This window comes from Colwellia sp. RE-S-Sl-9, from assembly GCF_048296855.1.
Classification (GTDB): Bacteria; Pseudomonadota; Gammaproteobacteria; order Enterobacterales; family Alteromonadaceae; genus Pseudocolwellia.
Genome location: NZ_CP182631.1, coordinates 3,001,028 through 3,017,237, shown reverse-complemented (window position 1 = coordinate 3,017,237; position 16,210 = coordinate 3,001,028). Strand labels below are relative to the sequence as shown.

The window sequence follows — 16,210 nt, the reverse complement described above, 5'->3', positions numbered from 1 at the left end:
ATAGCTATTATAGGGATTAATACTAATTGTATAGCGTTATATTGTTGTTCTTCTACGGCTCAATAATAAACCGAATAAGCTTAATAAGCTAAAGAGGCCTAAACTTCCACCTGATGAACCATCTGAGCTTTGCTCTATCGGCTGAGTTACTGGTGGTTCTACTACAACGGGCTCTTCAGGAGGTTCGACGACTGGAGGTTCAACTACAGGTGGTTCTACCACTGGTGGCTGAATAACGGGTTCGCTGTTAGGATTACTTGAACACTCAGTACAATCGTCAAATATAGCATTGATACCGGCAGTCCATTTAATACCACCTAGTTCGTATGCTCCAATATCTGGACTTGGGCCAGCATAAGCTTTATCAAAACCATCAATAATACGAGCTTTATCGATTAATATAGATGAGTCTAATAGCATAAAGTTTGAATTTTCAGGGGCTATTAACTGCGCATCACTTGTTATTTCGTTACTATCTAAGTCATAAGCATTACCCATTAACCATTCACCAATGTCAGCATAATTATTCCATACGCGATTGTTTTCTCTTGTATGGCCGTTTATCCATTCACCCATAGCTTGACCAACATTAATAAAAGTATTGTGATAAATATTATTATTGTTATTTTCCCAATTCAGCTGCACACCAGACCAAGTAACATTCCATACAACATTATGATCTACTTGATAGCCCTTGCTGTTGTTGTCTAAGTAAATACCAGCGGTACGTCCGTCTGCATAGGCTGGGCCAGCCGAGTCATGAAGCCAGTTATGATGAAGTCGTGTGTTTTTATCATCATTATTTCCCACGGTGTAAAAAACACCACCGTCATTATTAATTAACCCTACTTTGGAAACATCGTTATAGGCAAACTCACTATTTTGACTAGGTAAAAATACGCCATCTCGTCCAGTATCTGATAACGTATTACGTATAATAGTAGCGTTTGAAGCTGTTACTCTGATTGGGCTAGCATGAATACCTAAGGTATCAAAATAACGAATAATATTACCTTCAATATGAACGAATTTACCATTTTCTCCCCAACCAGCTACAAAAATACCATTTAAAGAACCATGCTCGATCGTATTGTTTTCAATGCGAGTATGCTGACCATAAACGGTTATAGAGCCAGAACCTACTTGGGCGTCTGTATTATCCAATTCATCTAAACGTTGTAATCCATAGGTTATTTTACTTTCCCTAATCGTATTATTAGCACCATTTATAACAACATTTCCGCCAAAAGCCTCTATGCCTTCCACGGTAATATATCCACCATCTAAAATAATAGTATTTTCACGAGCTGAAATTTCTACGGTGTTATCTACGGGCTCTAAACCATCTGAAGCTTGTAAATAAAGCATTGTTTGAGCAGGATCATAAAACCATTCATTAGCGTGGTCTAATAGCGCTAACTTTCCAAAAACAAAGAATCGGCCATAATTATTATGGCGAAGAATGGTCGGTGCATGAGGGTTAAAAGGCCATACAGCATCATTTATAGCGGTAAAAGAAACAGAATTATCAGTAGAACTCGTGATTTTTCTCGTCCAACTTGTACCTGAATGAGCACCTAGATACCAAATATAGCCATTACTTAAGTCGGTATCAGGTATATTTTGCGCAGATACACTCGATACAGTACCTTTAGCTGATACATCTGCAGCATCAATTGTAAATACATCACCATCGGTATTATTTGGCCAGCGAGCAATATCAACTAATTTGCTGTTGTGATAAAGCTGGCGATATTCTTCGTCAATACTCATGGTAATATTGGCTTGGTATATATCGTCTTGAAATTGTGACCAGCCAGTAACAGGTTCAGTACCGCTAATTACAACTGTTGATCCCTCTTCTGCTTTAACTGTTATTCTATTTTGTTCAGTACCATTTTTATTTATACGTAACGTTTGACGGTAAGTTCCCGCTTTAATAATTAAATTATCACCGGCTTCAAGTACATCATTCGCTTGTTCAAAAGTAGAATAAGGCGAGTTTATTGAACCGTCATTATTGTCGTTTCCATCAATAGCAACATAGATATTTTTAGCATAGATTGAACATGGAAAGAGTAGAGTCGATAAAATAAGGGATGTTGTAATATTCCTCTTTTTACATAAATATTGATACATAATAACCTCAAAAATAGGGGGATTTGTTTATAAAGAATAAATTTTTAATGAATTTTATTTGTTGTATGATTTTCAATGTAGAGTCACAAAAATAATTTTAGAAATATTATTTTAAAGGCTAAAAAATATCACATCTCAAATTCTGTTTATAAATTACACTATTTAAATATGAAAAACAAATCCAGTAGGTGAGTTATTTATGTTGTTATTTGTTAGCGTTAACGTATTTTTTAATGATTTTATAATAAGTGATTTTTATAATTTATTTATTATATGAGTTTTCTTTTTCTTACTTGTTTTTTAGCGTAATCAAAGGCAGAATAGGATGAAAATACGATTTTATATATGAACTCCATGAAAAATAAAAATAGTTTAATAGTCATTCTTGGTACTCTCGTAACCTTGTTATCAGCCTGTAGTCTTTTATCTACTAGTGAAAAACAATCAAATAATGAATCAAAAAAGTTAACGCAAACATGGAAGCCTTTGCTAGATAGTAACCTGTCGCAATGGGATGTTTGGATTGGTGTACCTCATACTTCTGTAAAAGGATTACCTGAAGGTACATTCACCGAGGATAAAGTAAGTCATGGCGATCCTAGCCTCGCTTTAGGTTTAAATAACGATGTTAAAGGCGTGTTTACCATGATTGAACAAGACGGTCAGCCTGTCTTGCATATTAGTGGTGAAATTTATGGTGGTATTAATACTAAAGCTGAATATAAAAATTACCATTTAAGCTTTCAAATGAAGTGGGGTGATAAAAAATGGGCGCCACGACAAAAAGCCATTCGCGATAGCGGTTTGTTATTTCATTGTAAAGGTGAACATGGCGCTTTTTGGAAAACATGGAAGTTATGTCAAGAATTTCAAGTACAAGAAAGTGACTTAGGCGATTACATTCCGTTAGGTAATCCTCAAGGCTCTGTAAAAGGTAAAATTCGCTCTCGTAAACCAGCAGTAGGTAAGAGACCAATTTACGATGTGAAAGGTAAATTAGGGAGTGTGGGCTATGCGAGTGCTTTTCCTGAAGTTGATAAAGCTCACGGCGAATGGAATACATTAGAATTGTTTGCGGTAAATGATTACGCTGTATTTGTCGTTAATGGCGAAGTGGTTATGGCGATTCAAGATTCAAAAGATCCCATGGGTGAAGTATTAAATTCTGGGCAGTTACAATTACAATCGGAAGGTGCTGAGTTGTTCTACCGAGATGTTAAAATTAAAGCTTTAGATGCATTACCAAAACAGTATATGGAATACATCTATTAGCTTGAGCCTTTAAAGATAATCGAATGTTAATAATTTTTTAGCCTCTGTTCGTGGTAAACAACTCACAAGCGGGGCTTGATCAAATTGTTTTTTTGAAACCACCACTTTCTCGGTGGTTTTATTTTTTGAGTCTCCTGATACTTCTACTCGACAAACAATGCTATTTTCTTGTTCAGTAAATAAAATCTTTACTGCTTTAGCCTTATTGATCAAATTTTTGTAAGGATAACCTGCTTCAGAATACAATTGTATTTCGTCGTTTGCCTGAATGCCTATAACGAGTGATGTGCTTAAAACACTTAATATCAATACAGTTTTTTTTAACATAATAACCTCGGTGTTTGTTGTAAGTTTCATTTGTAAATTAAACCTTGCACTCGAGTTAAACAAACGATATAAATTTAACATCACTTAAGTTTTTCTAAAGTAATATGAAGCTACCTCCACTCAAGTCATTGTCATTTTTTCTTGCAGCTGCGCGTAATAAAAGTTTTAAGGGTGCAGCACAAGAGTTGTTTGTAACTCAAGCGGCCGTAAGCCAACAAATTCGATTACTGGAAGAAAATTTAAAATGTCAGTTATTTATTAGAGACAGTAAACAAACTTTGTTAAGTACTGAAGGGAAACGTTTATTCCCGTTTATTGAAAAAGCTTTTAGTGAAATATCGCAAGGGATCAGCTTGCTGTCTGCAGAGCCTGATCCAAACACCCTTAAAATAACGTCTTTGCACTCTTTTACGTCTTTGATACTCATTCCTAAAATCAATGAATTTCAATTAATGTATCCTGAGATGATGTTGCAGTTTTCACCAAGTAATCAATTGGTTGATTTTAAAGATAATAATGTAGATATCGCAATCAGAAGAGGAAAAGGTATTTATCAGGGTTTGGAAAGTAGAGAGCTTATAAAAGATGAAGTTTTACTTGTGGCAAGTAGCTTGTTATTTGAAGATGCCTTTCCATCAATGGATATACTATTAAAAACACCCATGCTTTTAGATATATCTAGCGACTTAAAGCCCGCATTTGAACTATTTTGTAATCAGTATAAAGTCACGGTAGATGATTTTAAAATTAGCCTACAAACAACAGATTCAGTGCCTGTAATTGAAAAAACAATTGCAGGCCAAGGTATGTGTTTTGTAAGTAAATCTTTAGTTTTCGAGCGTATTAAAGAAGGTACTCTGATTAACTTATTTGAATTTTCAGCCAATAGCCCTATTTCATTATTTTTGGTTGCTCCTCCCAAAAATTTTCAATGGGAAAAAGTAAAGAAATTTGAAGCTTGGTTAAAAGTTTTATTCAATTCAGGGTGATATTTCGTAAAACAGTCACACTTTATTGTTATTATTAACCTTATTGTCCAAAACTTATGATCTAGTGTGTTTTATAGGCTTATTTATTATTTCAGTGGTTAAGATGATTTTTGTTCTACGGTATAGCCTTTACTTTTTAATAGTGCGATTAAGCCGTCTTGACCAAATAAATGACCAGCACCCACTAGAATAAACTCTTTGTTTTTATTTTTAAATAAGTCTTCTATTTTAGGTACCCAGTTTTTATTTCGGCTAGTAAATAGCGCGTCGTAAGATTTTGCATCTGATTCGATGGCGGCAATATTGATTAAATTTTCTAACTTAACGGCGTCTCCCACTCTCCATGCGTCTAAGGTTTCTTGGAAAAAATCAGTAAAGCTAGAATTCAATTCTAAATTGGCTTTAATAAAGTCGTCTTCGTATCCCTTACCTAAATTGCTTAGCATGGTAAATTGCATTTCAGCGGTTTCTAAATAATGAATGCTTTTTTTATCTGTTATGGCGAGTTCTTCAAAATAAGCATCAACACCTTCGCCGGAGATATCAGCCTTTTGTAATTCAATTAATGCCATTATTGAAATAACAAAACCAGGTTTAAAACTGGTAAATTGATGTACATTACTGCCAATGCTGTCGAAGTAATTGGTTAATAATTTGAAGGTATTAGGCTTTAATATGCTTTGTAATGTTTGGCCGTCGTTGTAGCTCATTTGAGCGAGCATCGCTTGTTGCGCTGCCGCATCTGTAGGATCAGGTAATTGGGCTTCTAATACAATGAGGTCGGTATTTTTATAAGCTTCAAGAAATTCTTTAGGCAGTGGAAATTCTGATTCAGGTAACACATGAATAGTACCACCAATAAATACGTGGTCGTTGTCTTTCGACACTTTCCACACTGAACTGTCAGCCATAGCTGTAATAGATAAACTATAAAAGGTAACTGTTGTTAATAAAGTGAGTATGTATTTTTTCATATTATTTATTCTTATTAAGCATTTCTCGTAAGTTAGCGACACCCATTTTGGCTGTAGCCTGTTTTTGTTCGTTACTTTTTTTGGCTTGGGTTAATTCCCAGCTTAAATCGTCTTGCGGTAATTCATGTAAAAAGCGACTCGCTTCTGTTCTTGAGACTTCACCAAATTGTCTACGTTCACGTGCGTAAGTAAAAATAAGTTCTTTTTGCGCGCGAGTAATACCTACGTAAGCTAATCTTCGTTCTTCTTCTACATTACCTTCATCCATACTGGTTTGGTGAGGTAGTAAGCCTTCTTCCATACCAATTAAAAATACGTAAGGAAACTCTAGTCCTTTTGATGCATGCAATGTCATTAATTGCACTTGGTCTGAGTCGTCTTCGTCTTCGCTGCGTTCCATCATATCGCGCAAGGTTAAACGCGTGACTACTTGCGGTAATGTCATAGGGTCTTCGTTTTCGTCGCCTTCTAACATTTGTGTAACCCAGCTGAAGAGTTGAGTTACGTTTTTCATACGCATTTCAGCTGCTTTAGCGCTTGGCGAAGAATCGTATAACCAATCTTCGTAATTAATTTCTCGTACAGCAGATCTTAAAACCGCTGCGGTATCTCCTCGTTCAGCATGATCGGCTGTTTCAACAATCCAACGAGTAAAGCGTTGTACACTCGCTAAACCACGGCCAGTGAGTGTTTGTTCTAGCCCAAGCTCGAAGCTAGCTGCAAACATACTAATTTGGCGCATGTTGGCGTAACTACCTAGTTTTTCTAAGGTTGTTGGTCCTATTTCGCGTCGAGGTACGTTTACAATACGTAAAAAAGCGTTGTCGTCGTCAGGATTCACTAAAACACGCAAGTACGCCATCATATCTTTAATTTCAGATCTTGAGAAGAATGATGTTCCACCACTTATTTTGTATGGAATACGGTTAGTCATTAATGCTTTTTCAAGTAAGCGAGATTGATGATTACCGCGATATAAAATGGCGTAATGTTTAAATTTAGATTTATTTAAAAAACGATGACCGATCAGCTCACCGACAATACGCTCAACTTCGTGTTCTTCGTTTTTGGTTTGCACAACCCGTAATTCAACGCCGTAATTAAGCTCACTAAATAGTGCTTTGTCGTATACATGAGGATTATTCGCAATCAGTATGTTTGCACACTTAAGAATACGGCCACTAGAGCGATAATTTTGCTCTAATTTGATCAACTTAAGCTCAGGGAAGTCTTCCCCTAATAACACTAAATTTTGTGGTTTAGCGCCACGCCACGAGTATATTGATTGGTCGTCGTCGCCAACTACGGTTAATAAGCCTTTTTCACCAGCAATTAATTTAACTAATTCGTATTGGCTGGCGTTGGTGTCTTGGTATTCATCTACCAACATGTACTGAATTTTTTTACGCCAGCGCTCACGTACTTCAGGGTAATTTCTTAATAAGAGCGTAGGGATTAAAATCAGATCATCAAAGTCTAACGCGTTATAGGCTTTCATATGTTTTTGATATTCAGCATAGAATTCAGCATACATGGTGGTGTCGGCATCACTTGCGCTTTTAATTGCTGCGTCAGCCAGTTGTAGCTCGTTTTTCCAATTTGAGATCATTGACTGTAATTTACTGAGTAAGTCTTTATCGCCCCCAAACTCATCTTGTGTTAGTTCTTTTAATAGCGCTAAGGTGTCTTGATCGTCAAATAAGGTAAAACCGGGTTTGTAGCCTAATGTTTTTATTTCTTTTCTAACAATATCTAAACCGAGGGAATGAAAGGTTGAAACCGTAAGACCACGGATTAAATCTTTACCTAGCAATTTGCCGACACGCTCTTTCATCTCTTTGGCGGCTTTGTTGGTAAAGGTAACAGCGGCAATGTTACGTGCTTTATAGCCACACTTTTCAATAAGGTAGGCGATTTTTTTACAGATAACCCCTGTTTTTCCACTACCAGCACCTGCTAATACTAAGCAAGGTCCACTTACGTATTTTACAGCTTCATTTTGTCCGGGGTTTAGTTTCATTATCTTTAACGGTTTCTGGGGCTATTCAAAAGAGGCGACGATTTTATAACAAATTTTTTAAATAAGCCGAATATTTTTAGTCTCAATCGTTAAAAATGTTTACAATAGTAAAATAAGCAACTTAAGTTAAAGTTAAATAAGGCTAAGAGTTTAAAATGATTAATGCTAAAAAAATTGAAGAAATTGCTCAGCAAGTATCAAATGCTATTCCAGCAGGATTAAAAAATGCAGCGAGCGATTTTGAAGAGAAAACTAAAACGGTTTTACAACGTAAATTAGCTGAGCTTGATGTAGTAACGCGTGAAGAGTTTGATGTGCAAACACAGGTGTTAATTAAAACTAGAGCAAAACTTACTGAGTTAGAAGCTAAGCTTACTGAAATTGAAGCTAAACTCGCTGAGTAATTTGGTTGGTGTTAGTTGAATAACCATAGCTTACTTAGCAAGCTATGGCTTTATAATTAAAGTATTTTTTCTATTGAGTAAAATACAGAGAAAAGGTAACCGGTACTGCGTTGCTAATGCTAGGTAATACCGCTAAGTCTTTTAGTTTTTCTACACCTGCAACTAAATTAAAATCGTTTGCTTGAATAATAATCGGTTTTAAACTGTTAACGAGTATCTTGTTGTTACTTAATTTTATAACTTGTACTTGGGTTTTAACCATTTGCTTTGCTCCATGCAATGCAATTTCACCCGCTACTTCGATACGTGCTACTTCGCCAACACTTAGTTGTTCAATTGTTTGGTTTTCAATACTCGTGGTAAAACTTGCCTTAGGGAACAAATTTGTTTCAAAAAGAAATTTTTGCATTCTTTCATTTCGAATTGGGATGTTGGTTTCAACGCTGCTTAAATCAATGGTTAAATTAACTTTACCTTTAGGTGATATAGCGCCTTTTAGTTGAGTAAACTGATGAACTTCTGTGGCACTGTTTTTCTTGGTTGTTACGAAATTAAATTGAGACTTATCATTCACTAATTGCCAATTTGCTAGGCTTGGCAGGGTAAATAATAATCCGATTATTAATGTAAAAATACGCATTTTTTTTCCTTAGTTTTTAGCTGCTGCTAATTGTTTAGTGTGGGTTAATAAGTTTATATCGCCTAGTTTACCATGCCCAGGAACAACAATTTCAGTTTGGGGATATTTTAATAGTACTTTATCGACTGAAGAAGGCCATTGTTCTATCGAGGCGTCACCTGTATAGCCTAATCCCTGAGTTTGTAAACTACGAACAAAGCAACCACCAAATAGTAGTTTAGATTTAGGTAGCCAGACGACTAGGTTATCTATTGTATGGCCGCCGCCTGGATAAAATATTTCAATTAATCCATCTCCTAACTGAAAATTAGGACCTGTAAATGAATGACTTGCTGGTGTTTGTTCTTTTTTGGCTAATAATTTGTTAGTTAATGTAGACGCATAGGTTGGAATGTTTTGTTCATTAAGCCATTTAATACCTGCTGTGCGATCTTCATGCGAGTGGGTTGATATACTCGCCGCAGGTTTATAATCTTGTTTTTCTATCCAACGCACTAATGTTTTTGTATCTTGTTCAGACCATGGCGTATCAATAATAAAGGCTTTTTTCTCATGGAATACAACCAGTCCATTTGAACTCATTAACCCAAAACCTTCTACGTTTTGAAAAGATTTATATAGATAGGTGTTAGGAGCTATTTTATTGATTTTTAATTCAGGTAGTGCCTCTTCTGCATGAACCGAAAAAGTGAGTAGTAAGGTATAAACGATTAACAATAGTTTCATGGCTTCTGATGTCCTATCCATTATATGGAAGTTTTATATTAATACTGAGTCGTTAGTGAATTATTGTTCTAAAATAAGCGTGTTACGACCTTTTTTTTCGCTTGTTTTAAGGCGTTGTTCGCTATTTTAATGAGGGATTCAAGTGAGTTTTCTGTGTTCATCGTTGTTGTTCCAATACTAATGCTAAAACGTGTTTGTTCATCTTGTAATTGCACATTAAATTGGCTAACGGCTTGTTGTAAATTAAGTAATTGATCTTTGCCATTTTCGACACTTTCAGCTGAAATGAATACCGCAAATTCATCACCACCTAATCGAGCGATAACTTGACCTTTAAAGTGTTGTTTAAGTAATTTAGATAACTCAATTAATATTTTATCTCCCATGGCGCTACCATGTTTTTCGTTAATGCTTTTAAAGTTATCGATGTCGATCACAGCCAAAATATTTGTACTTAAATCATCTAAAGAAAATTCTAGTGCTTCGCCTACTGTACTCATAAAATGTCTATGGTTTAATAACTCGGTTAAGTAGTCTTGATTTGCAGCGAGTTTAATCTTTTCTAAATATTGAAATTTTTCAATATGCTGCATAATGCGACAATAAAACTCTTCAGGACATAAAGGTTTTTGTAAAAAGTCGTCTGCGCCATTTTTAATAAATCGGGCTGAATTAATATCTTTTCTGGTACCTGAAATACCAATAACAATAAGCTCATTATTTGAATACTGCCTTCTTATTTTTTGTAGAAGCTCAATACCACTCATGCCTGGCATTTCATGATCGGTAACAACAATTTTAATTTCTGGGTTGCTGTGTAATATTTTTAAGGCGTTGGCACCGTCAACGGCTATATGAACAGTAAAGTTTCGACGCTTTAATAGTTGCGCGGTATGATTTCTTGATGTTAAGGAATCGTCGACGACTAAAACGCTAATGTTTTTGTTGGTGAGTTGATTGTGTAAAACACGTAATAGGTAATGATAAGCCTGTGCATTTTCTTTAGTTATGTAGTCAATAACAGGTAAGTTAAGAATTTTTTTACGTGTTGCATCATCCATTCTACCTGTCATCACGATACTCGGTATTTTATGTTGTAAAACATAAGGGATAGCTTCACCATTAGGGGCATCAGGTAAAGATACATCCACGGTTGCAGCAAAAAACTTGGGGTTAGTTGCAAGAATACTTTTAACTTGTGCGAACGATTTAGCAATAGTAACTTGGTAGCCTAACGAAAGCCCTATACGTTCAATAACTTTGGCTATAGATGAACTGTCTTCAATAACGAGTAATTTGGGAGACACAATAATCCTATGTTTTTACGTAAATAAATAACCTGAACTCTGGTTAAGCTATTTTACTCAGTAACGCTATTTAAGCGCCTATCTGCGTTTTTTTTACTTCCAATAACCCGTTATTGGTACGCAAAAATGCTTTGATATACTCTTAAGTTTCATCACTGAGCTTAATTGTCTTATAAAAACTCAAGGTATACTAAGTGCTTTTTATAAATATTTATTATAAATCAAAACATTATAAAACCCGTTAACCAAAGTTCAGGTTAAATAAAATTTTCCACTTGTTTTGGCATAATATTTATATTGAAAATTAAGGTAATAATATCATCTTTAAGTATTTTTTAAGTATTTTTTAAGTGTTTTTTGCACAAGATATACGATATGAAATGTTGGCAATTAAACTTGAATTTTTATACTTTCATCGGTTGTATTTTTTTATAGGTTAAACTGCGCCATAACCATTCCATTGGGCCAAAGCGGTAGTGGTTCAACCACCATTTTGAAAAAACGAGTTGGCCTGTAATAATTCCAAAAACAAGCAGCATTTGTGGCGCACGTGAAATTTCACCATATTGCCCACCCGCATAGCCATAAAAAACACTGGTTAAGATAACTGAATGCATAAGGTAGTTAGTTAACGCCATTTGTCCCATAGGTGCAAATACCGATAATATACGTTGCCATTTTTGTTTATTCAACGCACAAACTACCAACCCTAAATATCCTGCGGCCAGAGTTAGTTGCGCAATATAAAAGAGTATTTCTCCTGCACCTAGCAATACAAAAGAGATGCTTGTAGCAGGATGCTGAATAATTAAAAGGCTAGCAACATTTAACGGAATACCTGCAAGTAGACCCACTTGCGCTAACGTTTTGAAAAAAGTTTGATGTTGCTGGTGTTGAGTGATTGTTTTGGAAATAACTAACCAAAAACCTAAAATGAATATTGGGAGCAGTACCGCTAAGGTGATAAGTGGTGAAAACATGAGCATAACGCCAGAAAAACTTATTCTATATTGAGTTGCTTCCCAATAGCTGCCCTGTGTAAATGCTCTGTTTTCTTTATCAATATCTGCTTGCGCATCTTTGCGCTCTTGCAAGGCATCAGCAATTGTTTCTGCTTTTATTTCTTCATCTGTCAGTTCTACATGTTCAGTTTTTTCGGAAAGTTCAATAGTTGCTTTATCAGCTATTTCTGTTGATGTAGTACTATCCATTTCACTTTTACTAGAAAATTTTTGCTCAACAAGCGTATAAATATCAAGTTCACTTTTCCACATTTCTTGATACTTTGCATCGTTGAATACAGTACCAAATATAATGCCTCCTAAACTGGTCAAAAAAATTGGCACTATTAACCAAGTTAATGCTAATTTAAGATAAGACTTTGGCTCTTGTGATTTTTTCTTTCGTACTAAAAGCAATAGAATAAAGCCCGCGAAAGCATAGTCATGTAAAATATCGCCACCCCATATAAATATCATGTGGGCGATACCTATGAGCAAAAGTACAAACATACGACGAGAGAACCATGCACCAAATGGACGACCCATTTCTTTAGCACGCAGTAGCATAACAGCGAAACCCATGCCAAAAATAAGCGCAAATAACTTATAAAACTTACCTTCAACAAAACAACGAACTAACCAACCAGCAGCGTGATCTATGCCTGTGAGTGTTGTATCTTGGCCACCTAATGAAATCATTGCACGGTTAAACCATTCAATATTCATCAGTAAAATACCAATTAAACACAGGCCACGAAGGATATCTAATGCATCAATACGTTTGTTTTTTTCTAATGGCTGTAGAGGGAGCTGTTCTTGAGGTGAGGTTTGATTATTATCCGAGTTTGCGTGCATTTTGAAATGTCCTTATTCTTTTCCCTATACAATAAACTAATCTTTCTATAAATCAAAAGCCTAAATAAAAAAAAGCCACTTAAAAGTGGCTTGAATAATTGATAGATATAGACGTTTAGCTTAAAAAAACTTTATACGCTTCGTTGTTAGTTTCTTCTTGGCATTCATAACCTAGAGCTTCTATATGTTGAAAAAAAGCATCTTGGCTATCGTTAGTTACTGAGAAGCCAGCAAGCACTTGCCCAAAGGCTGCACCATGATTACGATAATGGAATAAGGTGATATTCCACAATTCACCAAGGGTTTCTAAAAATTTCTCAAGTGCTCCTGGGTATTCTGGAAATTCAAACCTAAATATACGTTCTTCTAATGGGGGGGTTGATAATCCCCCTATCATGTATCGAACGTGTAGTTTAGCCAGTTCGTTTTCCGTTAAATCAGTAACGTTATAACCTTTTTGGGTTAAATCAGTGGATAGTTGTTGGCGTTCATCGGGTTCTCCACCTAAACGAATACCTACAAATACATTTGCTTGAGTATTACTTTGTGCTGACTCTACATAACGATAGTTAAATTCGGTAATTACTTTACCGCCAATCGCTTGGCAAAAGTTTTTAAAACTGCCTTTTTCTTCAGGGATTGCAACAGCAAAAACCGCCTCTTTTTGCTCACCCAATTCACAACGTTCAGAGACATAACGTAAACTATGAAAGTTCATGTTAGCGCCCGATAAAATGGCCACTAAGTTTTCGTTTCCTTGGCTTGTTTTACAATATTTAGTAATACCGGCCAACGATAAAGCCCCTGCGGGTTCAGCGATTACACGTGTTTGTTCAAAAATGTCTTTTATTGAGGCGCATATTTCGTCGGTTGTTACCGTAATAACATCGTCACAATATTGCTGAATAAGCTTAAAAGTATGCTCACCAATACGTTTTACAGCAACACCATCAGCAAATAATCCTACTTGTTCTAGGTCAGTCGGTTCACCTGCTTCCATTGCTACTTTTAAACAGGCTGAATCTTCTGCTTCAACAGCAATGACTTTGATACTGGGTTTTAACTGTTTTAAGTAAACCGCCATGCCTGCAAGTAGGCCACCGCCGCCAACAGGTATAAAAACAACATCTATTTTAGCCAGTTGTTGTAACAATTCTTTTGCAACCGTTCCTTGACCTGCAATAACGTCAGGATCATCAAAAGGATGAATAACTGTTTTTTTCTCGTCAATAGCAAATTGTTGTGAAGCTAGCTGAGCTTCGTTAAAGCTTTTGCCGATCAAGCGTACTTCAGCACCAAAACGACGAACATTATCGACTTTAATGTCAGGTGTAGTAATAGGCATGACAATGGTCGCTTTAATGCCTAGCTTATGCGCAGCAAGTGCTAAGCCTTGAGCATGATTACCTGCAGAAGCGGCAATAACACCATGAATACTTTGTTCTTCTGATAAATGAGAGAGCTTGTTATAAGCGCCTCTCAACTTAAAAGAATGAACAGGTTGCTGATCTTCGCGTTTTAAATAAATAGTGTTATTTAAACGAGTCGACAACTTGGTTAATGGTGTTAAATCAGTTTCAACAGCAATATCATACACAGGCGCTAATAAAATTCGGCGTAGGTATTCTAAGCCAATTTCACTTTGGGTTTTATTAGCAAATGCCTGTGTCATTAGTCTTCTCCGTCAAGTAATGCTCTGTTACGTACTGCACCTTTGTCGGCACTTGTTGCTAACATGGCGTAGTTTTTCAATGCGTAGCTGATTGGACGAACACGATTTTCTGGTTTCCAAGCGCCTTTACCCTTTGCTTCCATCGCAGCACGACGAGCAGTAAGTACTTCTTCAGATACTTGTAAGGTAATTTCACGAGTTGGGATATCGATATGAATGATATCACCCTGCTCAACTAATGCGATTGTGCCGCCGTTGGCAGCTTCTGGAGATACGTGACCAATAGATAAACCGGAAGTACCGCCAGAAAAACGGCCATCAGTTAATAAGGCACAAGCTTTACCTAAGCCCATAGATTTTAAGTAAGTGGTTGGGTACAACATTTCTTGCATACCTGGACCACCTTTAGGGCCTTCGTAACGAATAACAACCACTTCGCCTGCAACCACTTTGCCGTCTAAAATACCTGCTACTGCAGCATCTTGGCTTTCAAAAATATGTGCAGGGCCAGTAAATATAAGGTTTTCATCTGAAACACCTGCAGTTTTAACTACACAACCATCTACTGCAATATTGCCTGAAAGTACGGCTAAGCCACCTTCTGTTGAAAAGGCATGATCGATGCTGCGAATACAACCATTAGCTCTGTCGTCGTCTAACGTATCCCAACGACAATCTTGGCTAAAGGCTTTAGTGGTGCGAATACCTGCAGGGCCTGCGCGGTAGAATTTTTTAACGTCTTCATCGTCAGTGATTTTAATATCGTATTTAGCGATAACATCAGCAAGTGAAGTACCTAAAATATTTGGTACATCAGTTTTAAGTAAGCCAGCGCGTGATAATTCACCTAAAATTGCGATTACACCACCAGCGCGATGCACATCTTCCATATGATATTCAGGGGTTGACGGTGCAACTTTACATAACTGTGGAACCACACGTGATAGTTTATCCATGTCTTCCATGGTGTAATCTATTTCAGCTTCTTGTGCTGTTGCCAATAAATGCAAGATAGTATTGGTTGATCCACCCATAGCAATATCTAAACACATAGCGTTTGAGAACGAATCTTTGTTAGCGATATTACGTGGTAATGCAGATTCGTCGTTATCTTGGTAATAACGTTTTGTTAGTTCAACAATTTGTTTACCTGCTTTTAAGAATAACTGTTCACGGTCAGCATGGGTTGCCAACATTGAACCGTTACCCGGTAAAGCTAAACCTAATGCTTCAGCTAAACAGTTCATTGAGTTTGCTGTGAACATACCTGAACAAGAACCACACGTTGGACAAGCTGAGCGTTCTACTTGATCAGATTGCTCGTTAGATACTTTTGGATCAGCACCTTGGATCATGGCATCAACTAAATCAAGTTTGATGATTTGATCTGAAAGCTTAGTTTTACCTGCTTCCATTGGGCCACCAGAAACAAAAATTACTGGGATGTTTAAACGCATTGCTGCCATTAACATGCCCGGAGTAATTTTGTCGCAGTTTGAAATACACACCATAGCATCAGCACAATGGGCATTAACCATGTATTCAACTGAATCAGCAATTAAGTCACGTGATGGTAAGCTGTAAAGCATGCCACTGTGACCCATGGCAATACCGTCATCAACGGCAATAGTATTAAATTCTTTGGCAACACCACCGGCTTCTTCAATAGCGCCAGCAACGAGTTGTCCCATGTCTTTTAAATGTACATGGCCCGGTACAAATTGTGTAAATGAGTTAACAACAGCAATAATTGGTTTTCCGAAATCACCGTCAGTCATTCCAGTTGCACGCCAAAGCGCACGAGCGCCAGCCATATTGCGGCCTTGAGTCGAAGTTGCAGATCTTAATTTAGGCATAGTTTTGTATCCAATTGTATCTATCGTA

General features: G+C 36.6%; 13 protein-coding genes. 3 read left to right on the top strand and 10 right to left on the bottom strand.

Annotated elements, in window-relative coordinates:
* Window positions 1-36: 36 nt before the first annotated feature.
* Window positions 37-2,139 carry a right-handed parallel beta-helix repeat-containing protein gene (locus ACM9HF_RS13000; protein WP_473609162.1) on the bottom strand — a complete coding sequence of 701 codons (2,103 nt, stop codon included), beginning with the start codon at window positions 2,137-2,139 and terminating at the stop codon, window positions 37-39.
* A 354-nt stretch (window positions 2,140-2,493) separates the two neighbouring features.
* Here ACM9HF_RS13000 and ACM9HF_RS12995 point away from each other — a divergent pair, with 354 nt between their 5' ends.
* Window positions 2,494-3,411 (top strand): 3-keto-disaccharide hydrolase, encoded by a 918-nt coding sequence (locus ACM9HF_RS12995; protein WP_473609160.1) that lies wholly within the window; start codon window positions 2,494-2,496, stop codon window positions 3,409-3,411.
* Between the two features lie 9 nt (window positions 3,412-3,420).
* Here ACM9HF_RS12995 and ACM9HF_RS12990 read toward each other — a convergent pair whose 3' ends face one another.
* Window positions 3,421-3,768, bottom strand: a complete 348-nt coding sequence (locus ACM9HF_RS12990) for a hypothetical protein (protein ID WP_473609156.1) — start codon at window positions 3,766-3,768, stop codon at window positions 3,421-3,423.
* Window positions 3,769-3,842: 74 nt separating this feature from the next.
* Here ACM9HF_RS12990 and ACM9HF_RS12985 point away from each other — a divergent pair, with 74 nt between their 5' ends.
* Complete coding sequence (locus ACM9HF_RS12985) at window positions 3,843-4,727, top strand: LysR substrate-binding domain-containing protein (protein ID WP_473609152.1); 885 nt, start codon at window positions 3,843-3,845, stop codon at window positions 4,725-4,727.
* Window positions 4,728-4,825: 98 nt separating this feature from the next.
* Here the strand turns inward: ACM9HF_RS12985 and ACM9HF_RS12980 are convergent, their stop codons facing one another.
* A complete protein-coding gene (locus ACM9HF_RS12980; protein ID WP_473609149.1) occupies window positions 4,826-5,701 on the bottom strand; it encodes a TraB/GumN family protein in 876 nt (291 codons plus the stop codon).
* Between the two features lies 1 nt (window position 5,702).
* Window positions 5,703-7,721 carry a DNA helicase Rep gene (gene rep / locus ACM9HF_RS12975; protein WP_473609146.1) on the bottom strand — a complete coding sequence of 673 codons (2,019 nt, stop codon included), beginning with the start codon at window positions 7,719-7,721 and terminating at the stop codon, window positions 5,703-5,705.
* A 155-nt stretch (window positions 7,722-7,876) separates the two neighbouring features.
* Between rep and ubiK the strand changes: the two genes are divergently transcribed.
* Window positions 7,877-8,125, top strand: a complete 249-nt coding sequence (ubiK, locus tag ACM9HF_RS12970) for a ubiquinone biosynthesis accessory factor UbiK (RefSeq protein WP_473609142.1) — start codon at window positions 7,877-7,879, stop codon at window positions 8,123-8,125.
* 70 nt (window positions 8,126-8,195) lie between these two features.
* Here the strand turns inward: ubiK and ACM9HF_RS12965 are convergent, their stop codons facing one another.
* From ACM9HF_RS12965 to ilvD, 6 genes are all read right to left on the bottom strand, one after another.
* Entirely contained in the window at window positions 8,196-8,765 is a 570-nt protein-coding gene (locus ACM9HF_RS12965; protein ID WP_473609138.1) for a YceI family protein, read from the bottom strand.
* Between the two features lie 9 nt (window positions 8,766-8,774).
* A complete protein-coding gene (gene blaDIM, locus ACM9HF_RS12960) occupies window positions 8,775-9,491 on the bottom strand; it encodes a DIM/SIM/IMP family subclass B1 metallo-beta-lactamase (protein WP_473609134.1) in 717 nt (238 codons plus the stop codon).
* A gap of 68 nt (window positions 9,492-9,559) precedes the next feature.
* Complete coding sequence (locus ACM9HF_RS12955) at window positions 9,560-10,798, bottom strand: GGDEF domain-containing response regulator (protein ID WP_473609130.1); 1,239 nt, start codon at window positions 10,796-10,798, stop codon at window positions 9,560-9,562.
* A 404-nt stretch (window positions 10,799-11,202) separates the two neighbouring features.
* Window positions 11,203-12,654 (bottom strand): DUF418 domain-containing protein, encoded by a 1,452-nt coding sequence (locus tag ACM9HF_RS12950; RefSeq protein ID WP_473609126.1) that lies wholly within the window; start codon window positions 12,652-12,654, stop codon window positions 11,203-11,205.
* Window positions 12,655-12,769: 115 nt separating this feature from the next.
* Window positions 12,770-14,326, bottom strand: coding sequence for a threonine ammonia-lyase, biosynthetic (gene ilvA, locus ACM9HF_RS12945; RefSeq protein ID WP_473609123.1), 1,557 nt, complete (start codon window positions 14,324-14,326; stop codon window positions 12,770-12,772).
* Window positions 14,326-16,182, bottom strand: a complete 1,857-nt coding sequence (ilvD, locus tag ACM9HF_RS12940; RefSeq protein WP_473609119.1) for a dihydroxy-acid dehydratase — start codon at window positions 16,180-16,182, stop codon at window positions 14,326-14,328. Before ilvD ends, ilvA begins: the two co-directional genes overlap by 1 nt.
* Between the last annotated feature and the right edge of the window lie 28 nt (window positions 16,183-16,210).

What these genes read in the sequence shown, in the direction of transcription:
- ACM9HF_RS13000 (WP_473609162.1), bottom strand. Translation starts at nt 2,139, where the DNA reads ATGTATCAATATTTATGTAAAAAGAGGAATATTACAACATCCCTTATT.
- ACM9HF_RS12995 (WP_473609160.1), top strand. Translation starts at nt 2,494, where the DNA reads ATGAAAAATAAAAATAGTTTAATAGTCATTCTTGGTACTCTCGTAACC.
- ACM9HF_RS12990 (WP_473609156.1), bottom strand. Translation starts at nt 3,768, where the DNA reads ATGAAACTTACAACAAACACCGAGGTTATTATGTTAAAAAAAACTGTA.
- ACM9HF_RS12985 (WP_473609152.1), top strand. Translation starts at nt 3,843, where the DNA reads ATGAAGCTACCTCCACTCAAGTCATTGTCATTTTTTCTTGCAGCTGCG.
- ACM9HF_RS12980 (WP_473609149.1), bottom strand. Translation starts at nt 5,701, where the DNA reads ATGAAAAAATACATACTCACTTTATTAACAACAGTTACCTTTTATAGT.
- rep (WP_473609146.1), bottom strand. Translation starts at nt 7,721, where the DNA reads ATGAAACTAAACCCCGGACAAAATGAAGCTGTAAAATACGTAAGTGGA.
- ubiK (WP_473609142.1), top strand. Translation starts at nt 7,877, where the DNA reads ATGATTAATGCTAAAAAAATTGAAGAAATTGCTCAGCAAGTATCAAAT.
- ACM9HF_RS12965 (WP_473609138.1), bottom strand. Translation starts at nt 8,765, where the DNA reads ATGCGTATTTTTACATTAATAATCGGATTATTATTTACCCTGCCAAGC.
- blaDIM (WP_473609134.1), bottom strand. Translation starts at nt 9,491, where the DNA reads ATGAAACTATTGTTAATCGTTTATACCTTACTACTCACTTTTTCGGTT.
- ACM9HF_RS12950 (WP_473609126.1), bottom strand. Translation starts at nt 12,654, where the DNA reads ATGCACGCAAACTCGGATAATAATCAAACCTCACCTCAAGAACAGCTC.
- ilvA (WP_473609123.1), bottom strand. Translation starts at nt 14,326, where the DNA reads ATGACACAGGCATTTGCTAATAAAACCCAAAGTGAAATTGGCTTAGAA.
- ilvD (WP_473609119.1), bottom strand. Translation starts at nt 16,182, where the DNA reads ATGCCTAAATTAAGATCTGCAACTTCGACTCAAGGCCGCAATATGGCT.